Genomic DNA, 8152 nt, shown 5'->3' with positions numbered 1-8152 from the left:
TTGGCGACCAGCATGCCCAGTTCGGCCTGATTCCCGGGTGGGGCGGCAGCCAGCGCATGCCACGCATTGCGGGTCTGCGCCGTGGCCTGGACCTGTTCTTTTCGGCGCGCTGGATCGATGCCGCCACCGCCGAGCAGTGGGGGCTGGTGAACTATGTGGTCGAGCCTGAGCAGTTGGGTGAAGCGGCGCTGGCGTATTGCAGCAAGATCGCCACGCGCAGCCGCATCGGCATGGCCACCATGAAACGTTTGGCACGGCAAGGCATGGAGGGTTCGTCGGAGGTCGGTCTCCAGCTTGAGGAAGACCTGGCCAGCGCGGCTCTGCTCGATGACGACGTCAGCGAAGGTCTGGCGGCCTTCGAGGCACGCCGTACACCGGTGTTCAAGGCCTGAGCGGCTGAATGCTTTGTCTCGCGAATAGGCGCAATCACATATGACCATCCTTTCCTCCCGCATATCGACTTCCGACGACGAATTTCGGCTCAACCAAAAAGCCTACCAGGCCGTGATTGCGGACCTGCAAAGCCGTCGCCAACTGGCGCTGGCCGGAGGCCCCCCGAAAGCGCGGGAAAAACACCTGGCGCGCAACAAGATCCTGCCGCGCCATCGCGTCGAAGTGCTGCTCGATCCAGGTTCGCCTTTCCTAGAGGTCGGCATGCTTGCCGGCGAGGGCATGTACGACGGCGTGCCGCCGGGTGCCAGCATCATCACCGGCATCGGTCTGGTGCAGGGCCGTCCGTGCATGATCATTGCCAACGACGCCACCGTGAAGGGTGGCACCTACTACGGCATGACCTGCAAGAAGCATGTGCGGGCGCAGCAAATTGCCTGGGCACACCGCTTGCCCTGCATCACGCTGGTGGACAGCGGTGGCGCCTTCCTGCCTGAGATGGCCAACATCTTTCCCGATGTGGGGCAGTTCGGCAGCATTTTCAACAACCAGGTACGCATGTCGGCCGAGGGTATCCAGCAGATTGCCGTGGTGATGGGGCCTTGCACGGCGGGTGGCGCCTACATCCCGGCGCTGTGCGACGAGGCGGTGATTGTCAAGGAACAAGGCTATATGTACCTCGGTGGCCCCGAGTTGACCTTTGCCGCCACCGGCGAGACGGTGGATGCAGAGTCGCTGGGCGGCGCCAAGATGCACTGCAGCGTCAGCGGTGTCACTGATCATATTGCCGAAGATGACCGCCACGCGCTGGCCATCACGCGTGAAATCGTACGGGACCTGGGTGAGCAGCCCAAGCCACGCTGGACGCGTCAGCCGTCGGTGCCTCCGCGCTTCGATCCGCGCGAGATTTACGGCATCATCAGCCGCGACACCAAAATCCCGACCGACACGCGCGAGATTCTGGCGCGTTTCGTCGATGACAGCCGGTTCCAGGAATTCAAGCCGATGTACGGCGACACCCTGCTGACCGGCTTTGCTCGCATCCATGGCCACGAGGTTGGCATCCTGGCCAACCAGGGCGTGCTGTTCCCGGAAAGCGCGATGAAGGCGGCGCACTTCATCGATCTGTGCTGCCAGCGAGACATCCCTCTGCTGTTCATGGCCGACGTGACCGGCTTCATGGTCGGGCGCGCCGCCGAGCAGGCTGGCATTGCCAAAGCCGGGGCCAAGATGATCACGGCGATGGCCTCGGCCAACGTGCCCAAGTACACCATCATCATGGGCGCCTCTTACGGTGCAGGTTACCTGGCGATGTGTGGCCGCCCGTTCAACCCGACCGCGATGTTTGCTTGGCCGACCGGCCGCGCGGCCATCATGGGTCCGGATCAGGCCGCCACGGTGATGGCACTGGTGCGCAGACAGATCAACAAGACCGAGGGAAAAGAGTGGACGCCCGAGGAAGAAGAGGCGTTCAAGGCGCCGGTACGCAAGATTTACGAAGACTTCCAGCCTGCTGCGAACTTCTCCTCGAATTTGTGGGTGGACGGCATCATCGATCCGGTGGAAACACGCGACGCCATGGGACTGCTGCTCGACCTCGCATCCCGGACTGCCGCCAAACCGACGCCGTTCGGTGTCTTCCGTTTTTAACCAGGACGCCAGCCATGCAACGCATCCACACCGTCTTGATGACCCACTTCGCCGCAGGAGTTGGGCATGCTTAAGAAAGTCCTCATTGCCAACCGCGGCGAGATCGCCTGCCGCATTGCCCGCACCTGCCGCAAGCTCGGCCTGGAAGTGGCCACCGTGCACTCCAGTGCCGACCGGTTTGCCCGCCATGTGCGTGAGATCGGTGAATCGGTCGAACTCGGGGGTGCAGCGCCCAGCGAGAGTTATCTGAACATCGATGCCATCATCGCGGCGGCCCGGCGTGTGGGCGCCGACGCCGTTCATCCGGGCTACGGTTTTGTCTCGGAAAATCCGGCCTTTGTGCGCGCACTGGATGCGGCTGGCTTGACCTTCATTGGACCCCGGGCCGACACCATCGAGCGCGTCGGCGGCAAAGCCAGTGCCAAGCGCGAGGCAGCCCGTCTCGGCGTGCCGGTCATTCCCGGCAGCGAAAGCGGCATGACCGACCCAGCCGAGGTGTTGAATCTGGTGCGCGGTATGAAGCTGCCCGTGCTGCTCAAGGCCGTGGCTGGTGGCGGTGGCCGTGGCATGGCGGTGGTCGAGACGCTGGAGGGGCTGGAGTCGCGCATCGAGAGTGCCATGCGTGAGGCCGAAAAAGCCTTCGGCAACGGCGAACTGATCGTCGAGCGCTACCTGCCGCATGTGCGCCACCTGGAGGTGCAGGTGGCCGGTGACGGCCAGGGCCACGCCATTCACCTGTTCGAGCGCGAGTGCACCTTGCAGCGACGCCATCAAAAAGTGATCGAAGAAGCGCCGTCAAGCGGTCTGAGCCCGCGTCTGCGTGAAGCTATCCTGGCCGATGCGGTCAAGCTGGCCTCTGGCGTGAATTACCGCGGGCTGGGCACGGTTGAGTTTGTCGTCACGGGTGAAGAATATTATTTCCTGGAGGTCAATCCTCGCTTGCAGGTCGAACACCCGGTGACCGAAGAAGTCACCGGCCTCGATCTGGTCGAACTGCAACTGCGCATTGCCGACACGGACAGCCTGCCGCTGGCGCAAGCCGACGTGCGGTGCACCGGTCACGCCTTCGAGGCCAGGCTGTGCGCTGAAGACGCCGCTGCGGGATTTTTGCCGGCTACCGGGCGGTTGCAGGTGGTCGATTATTCGCGCGCGGGCGTGCGCGTCGAGTCCGGGGTAGACAGTGGCGACGAAATCTCGCCGCACTACGACTCGATGATCGCCAAGCTCATCGCGCACGGGCCCGACCGCGAGTCGGCGCGCCGGGCGCTGGTGGCCGGATTGCGCGAAAGCACGGTGATCGGCCTGGTCACCAACCTGGAATTTTTGCATGAACTGCTGGAATGGCCGGAGACCCGCGATGCCACATTTCACACCCGCCTGATCGACGAGCGCCACGCGCAGCGCGGCGTGGTGGCTCCCGCCGCGCCGCCTCTTGAGCATCTGGCTGCTGCCGCGCTGCACTGGCTGGCGCAACGGCGTGCCGAGTCGTCCGCGCTGGGCTGCTGGACCCTCTGGGACGGTTTCACGGGCTGGCGCCTGAGCAGTGGGCCGATTCAGGCCGCACCCCAGCCGGTCCTTGTGTTGAAGGCGGGCGCGGCGGAATGGCCCGTGCGGTTTTCGATGCGCGATGACCAGGGCAGCAGTGCGCTGGTCATTGGCGAGCAAAAGGTGCGCGCTACGCTGCAGCCGCTCGCGGGCGGACGCTTCCTGCTGCAATGTGGTGGGCGGGCGCTGGAACTGACGATCCGGGGCGACGCGTGGCAGGCCGAGCTCGCCAGCGCGTTGGGCAGCAGCTTGTTCACGGCACGACCCTATCTGGGGGGGGGCGCCGGTGACGCTGCCGCCAGCGGTCAATTGGGCGCGCCAATGATGGGCAAGGTGGTGGCGGTCAAGTCGGCGGTCGGTGAGAAGGTTTCCATCGGCCAGACCGTGATCGTGCTCGAATCGATGAAGATGGAGCTGCACGTCATGGCGCCATTCGAAGGCAGCCTGAGCAGCCTGCGCTGCCGGGTCGGCGACATGGTTGAGCGCCACCAAGTGCTGGCCGAAGTCAGCCCGGCTTGATCGAAGGAGGTACAAGCGATGAGCAACTTGCCTACCTCCGTCGAGTTCCATGAGGAGGGACCGCGCGAGGGCTTCCAGATGGAGCCAAAAACCTATCCGCTGGCGGACCGCGCCGCGCTGATTGATGCCTTGAGCCTCTCGGGTCTGAGGCAGATCCAGGTTGCGTCCTTTGTCAGTGCGCGCGCGGTGCCGCAGATGGCCGACACGTCCGAATTGTTCGCCGCCATCATCAAGCGCCCTGGTACCCGCTACACGGCGCTTTGGCTCAACGACAACGGCTTCGAGCGGGCGCGCGCCTGTGAACAGGTGGATCTGGACGGCAAGCTGATGTTCTACACAACCGAGCCGTTTTCGCAGCGCAACAACAATTGCAGCGTGGCCGAGATGCGTGAACGCCAGCTCGGCTGGCTGGACCGCTACATCGCCCTGGGCATTCCGGTGGAAAAGGCCTACGTGATCACGGCCTTTGGCTGCAATCTCGGTGGCGCCGTGCCGCTGTCGGTCCTCACCGATCAGGTCCGCTGGCTGGTCGATGCCTGCGCCGACCGGCGTGTGCCGCTGCCGGCGGTCTACTTGGCCGACACCATGGGCTGGGCAAATCCCGAGGAGATCAAGCGCCGCGTCGGCGCGGTGCGCGCGATCGTGCCGGAGGCTCAGATCGGCCTGCACCTGCACGACACGCGCGGCGTCGGCGGTGCCAACGTTTATGCCGCCTTGCAAATGGGCGTGCGGCTGTTCGACAGTTCGGTCGCCGGTCTGGGCGGCTGTCCGTTCGCGGGTCACACGCACGGTGGCGCGGCCGGCAATATCTGCACCGAAGACATGGTGTTCATGTGCCAGGAACTGGGCATCGAGACCGGCATCGATTTAGAGGCGCTGATCGAGGCGTCCCTTCTGGCCGAACGCGTCATCGGCCGCACCCTGTCGGGCCATGTGATGCACAGCGGCTCGCTCAAGGGATTTCGCGCCGGCCAGCGAATGCAAGAGATTTGTGGGGCGGTGCGCTGAATCACATGACAAGGAGAAGGTCATTGGTCGAGTACAGGACAAGGTCATTCTTGTGACGGGCAGTGCGATGGGCATGGGCCAGGTCCACTGCGAGCTGCCTGTCGCGGACATGAACGCCGGGATTGGCGAAACCGTCGCGGCGGGCGTTCGCCAGCGCGGCGGAGTGGGACCGCATGTTCAACGTCAACGTGCGCTACCCCTTTTTCGGCACGCGGACGGGGGTGCCGACGATGAAGCAGGCAGGTGGTGGCTCGATCATCAACATCCTGTCTATCTACGGCCGTTAGGCGCACCCTGTGCCTATGGGGCTTCCAAGGGCGAGGTACGGCTGTTCAGTATGGCCAGCGCGCCCTATCTCGCCCCTTTCAATATTCGTGTCAATTCGGTTCACCTTGGCGCCATCGAGACGCCGATGACCAAGGACTTGTTGAGCGATCCGGCCGATCACAAATCGCTGCTCGGCACCACTCCAATTGGGCGGGCGGTGCAGCATCAGGAAGTGTCGGCGGTGGTGCTGTTCCGGGGCCTCCGATGAGTCGTCCACCGTCATGGGTGCCGAGTTGGTGGTCGATGGTGGCTACGCCGCGGTCTGACCGCGCTTCAAAGGACGAAACAGGATGTCCGTGATTCAAACGCTGGTCGATGTGCAAGGTCCGAGCTTCCGCGACAACCTTGCACACCACGCGGGCCAGATCGCTCTTCTGCGCGCACGCCTGGCCGAGGTGGCCACCGGCGGGCGCGACGCGCACATCCAGCGCCACCGCGAGCGCGGCAAGCTGCTGGTGCGCGAGCGCATCGACTTCATCGTCGATGACGGTAGCGCCTTCCTGGAACTCTCGCCGCTGGCGGCCTGGGATCAGTATGGCAACGAGGTGCCGGGTGCGGGCATCGTCACCGGCGTCGGGATGGTGGCCGGGCGGCCCTGCATGTTCATTGCCAACGATGCCACCGTCAAGGGCGGCTCGTTCTTCCATGAAACCGTTAAAAAACACATACGGGCGCAGGAGATTGCCCAGCGCCTGCGCCTGCCTTGCCTGTACCTGGTGGATTGCGGCGGCGCCTTTTTGCCGGAGCAGGACCGCGTGTTTCCCGACAAGGACCACTTCGGCAACAGCTTCCACCGCCAGTGCCGCATGTCGCAGGCTGGCCTGCCGCAGCTCTCGGCCGTGTTCGGCGGTTGCACCGCGGGCGGCGCCTACATTCCCGCGCTGTCGGACGAAGTGGTGATGGTGCGCGGTAACGCACGCATTCATCTGGGTGGCCCGTCCATCGTCAAGATCGCGATCAACGAAGTGGTAGACGGCGAAACCCTGGGCGGCGCGGAGATGCACAGCCGTGTCTCCGGTGTCAGCGACCACCTGGCCGAGGACGAGCATCAGGCGCTGGCCATGCTGCGTCAGATCGTCGCCAGCCTGCCGCCCGAGCCGCCCATGGTGCCGCCGCTGCCGCCCAGCGCACCACGTTACGACCCGGTTGAGCTCGATGGCGTCGTACCGGTCGACCCCAAACAGCCCTACGACGCGCGCGAAATCATTGCGCGGCTGCTCGACGGCAGCGCTTTCCACGAGTTCAAACCGTTGTGGGGAGATACGCTGGTGACCGGCTTTGGCGCGATCCACGGCCAGCCGGTCGCCATCCTCGCCAACAACGGCGCGCTGCTGTCCGAGTCGGCCCTGAAGGGCGCGCATTTCATCGAACTGGCCAACCAGCGCGGAGTACCGCTGCTGTTTTTGCAGAACATCCCCGGCTTCATGGTTGGCACCGAGGCCGAGCGTGGCGGTATTGCCAAGCACAGCGCCAAGATGGTGTATGCCATGGCTTGCGCGCGCGTGCCCAAGCTCACGTTGGTGGTTGGCGGCTCTTATGGCGCCGGCAACTACGGCATGTGCGGCCGCGGCTTTGAGCCCGAATTCCTGTTCGCCTGGCCCAGTGCCAGAGTTGCCACGATGAGCGCCGACATTGCCAGCAACGTGATGGTCGAGCTGGCGCGCTCTAACCTGCGCGGCCCGGCTGATGAGGCGCGGCTGCTGGATATCGAACGCAAGGTACGCGAGCAGTACGCGCGCCAGAGCGATCCCTATTACGCCACCTCCCGGCTGTGGGACGACGGTCTGATCGAACCCTCGGCCTCGCGCGACGTGCTGGGCCTGGCGCTGGCGCTGGCGGCGCGCCGTGCGTTGCCGAGTACGGCAACCCCTGTTTACCGCATGTAAGAGAACCTCTATGAACACCCCCACCTACGAGACCCTGCAACTGGTCGTCGACGCGCGCGGCGTGGCCCGCCTCACGCTCAACCGCCCCGACACTCATAACGCGCTCAACGCCACCCTGATCAGCGAGTTGCGCCGTGCCGTCGATTGGCTGGCCGTAGCGCCGGGCGTGCGCGCGGTGGTGCTCACCGGCACCGGCAAGACCTTTTGCGCCGGTGGTGACCTGGGCTGGATGCAGGACAACATGAAAAAGAGCCGGACCGAGCGCGTGGGCGAAAGCGGCGATCTGGCGCTCATGCTGCGCGCCCTGAACGAGCTGCCTATGCCCGTCATTGGCCGCATCAATGGCCCCGCGTATGGCGGCGGCGTCGGCATGATCTCTGTCTGTGACATCACGATCGCGGTCGATACCGGCATCTACTCGCTGACCGAGGTGCGCCTGGGCCTGCTGCCGGCCAACATCGCGCCCTACGTTGTGGCGCGCATGGGTGAAGCCAACGCCCGGCGCACCTTTCTGACGGCGCGCCGCATGAGCGCGGCAGAGGCGCAGCGCCTGGGCCTGCTCTCAGAAGTGGTGGCGGCCGATCAGCTCGACGCGGCCATTGAACGCGAACTCGCCGACCTGCTGCAGTGCGCGCCCGGCGCGGTGGCGGCCACCAAGAAGCTGGTGGCCTATGTGCAGGCGCACGATCTGCCCACCAACATGATCTACACCGCTGACAAGCTGGCCGACGCCTGGGAAACCGAAGAAGGGCGCGACGGCATTGCAGCCTTTTTTGGCAAGCGGCTGCCGGTGTGGCGGCAGGTCTGAGTGTTGGCATGAAGGCGTG

8 protein-coding genes are annotated in these 8152 nt (G+C 64.8%); all 8 read left to right on the top strand.

Annotated elements, in window-relative coordinates; genetic code table 11:
- Nucleotides 1-392: enoyl-CoA hydratase/isomerase family protein (locus tag KIT86_RS08100; protein WP_297397073.1), on the top strand; the 392-nt coding region annotated here is incomplete at its 5' end.
- A 40-nt stretch (nucleotides 393-432) separates the two neighbouring features.
- A complete protein-coding gene (locus tag KIT86_RS08095; RefSeq protein WP_056278196.1) occupies nucleotides 433-2040 on the top strand; it encodes a carboxyl transferase domain-containing protein in 1608 nt (535 codons plus the stop codon).
- 66 nt (nucleotides 2041-2106) lie between these two features.
- Nucleotides 2107-4104: a biotin carboxylase N-terminal domain-containing protein gene (locus KIT86_RS08090; RefSeq protein WP_297397071.1), complete on the top strand. Its 1998-nt coding sequence runs from the start codon at nucleotides 2107-2109 to the stop codon at nucleotides 4102-4104.
- Between the two features lie 18 nt (nucleotides 4105-4122).
- Complete coding sequence (locus tag KIT86_RS08085) at nucleotides 4123-5112, top strand: hydroxymethylglutaryl-CoA lyase (RefSeq protein WP_056278190.1); 990 nt, start codon at nucleotides 4123-4125, stop codon at nucleotides 5110-5112.
- A gap of 173 nt (nucleotides 5113-5285) precedes the next feature.
- Entirely contained in the window at nucleotides 5286-5399 is a 114-nt protein-coding gene (locus tag KIT86_RS08080) for a hypothetical protein (RefSeq protein WP_250637255.1), read from the top strand.
- A gap of 50 nt (nucleotides 5400-5449) precedes the next feature.
- A complete protein-coding gene (locus tag KIT86_RS08075; protein WP_056278186.1) occupies nucleotides 5450-5647 on the top strand; it encodes an SDR family oxidoreductase in 198 nt (65 codons plus the stop codon).
- An 82-nt stretch (nucleotides 5648-5729) separates the two neighbouring features.
- Nucleotides 5730-7325, top strand: coding sequence for an acyl-CoA carboxylase subunit beta (locus KIT86_RS08070; RefSeq protein ID WP_056278183.1), 1596 nt, complete (start codon nucleotides 5730-5732; stop codon nucleotides 7323-7325).
- A gap of 10 nt (nucleotides 7326-7335) precedes the next feature.
- Nucleotides 7336-8133, top strand: a complete 798-nt coding sequence (locus KIT86_RS08065; protein ID WP_069047281.1) for a crotonase/enoyl-CoA hydratase family protein — start codon at nucleotides 7336-7338, stop codon at nucleotides 8131-8133.
- The last annotated feature ends 19 nt before the right edge of the window (nucleotides 8134-8152 follow it).

The sequence above is a fragment of the Hydrogenophaga sp. genome, assembly GCF_026125825.1.
GTDB lineage: Bacteria > Pseudomonadota > Gammaproteobacteria > Burkholderiales > Burkholderiaceae_C > Hydrogenophaga.
This window is presented reverse-complemented; position numbering and strand designations above follow the sequence as displayed.

Bases quoted from the DNA above. Each gene is read 5' to 3' on its own strand.
- KIT86_RS08080 (WP_250637255.1), top strand. From the start codon at position 5,286: ATGTTCAACGTCAACGTGCGCTACCCCTTTTTCGGCACGCGGACGGGG.
- KIT86_RS08065 (WP_069047281.1), top strand. From the start codon at position 7,336: ATGAACACCCCCACCTACGAGACCCTGCAACTGGTCGTCGACGCGCGC.
- KIT86_RS08070 (WP_056278183.1), top strand. From the start codon at position 5,730: ATGTCCGTGATTCAAACGCTGGTCGATGTGCAAGGTCCGAGCTTCCGC.
- KIT86_RS08095 (WP_056278196.1), top strand. From the start codon at position 433: ATGACCATCCTTTCCTCCCGCATATCGACTTCCGACGACGAATTTCGG.
- KIT86_RS08075 (WP_056278186.1), top strand. From the start codon at position 5,450: ATGGCCAGCGCGCCCTATCTCGCCCCTTTCAATATTCGTGTCAATTCG.
- KIT86_RS08085 (WP_056278190.1), top strand. From the start codon at position 4,123: ATGAGCAACTTGCCTACCTCCGTCGAGTTCCATGAGGAGGGACCGCGC.
- KIT86_RS08090 (WP_297397071.1), top strand. From the start codon at position 2,107: ATGCTTAAGAAAGTCCTCATTGCCAACCGCGGCGAGATCGCCTGCCGC.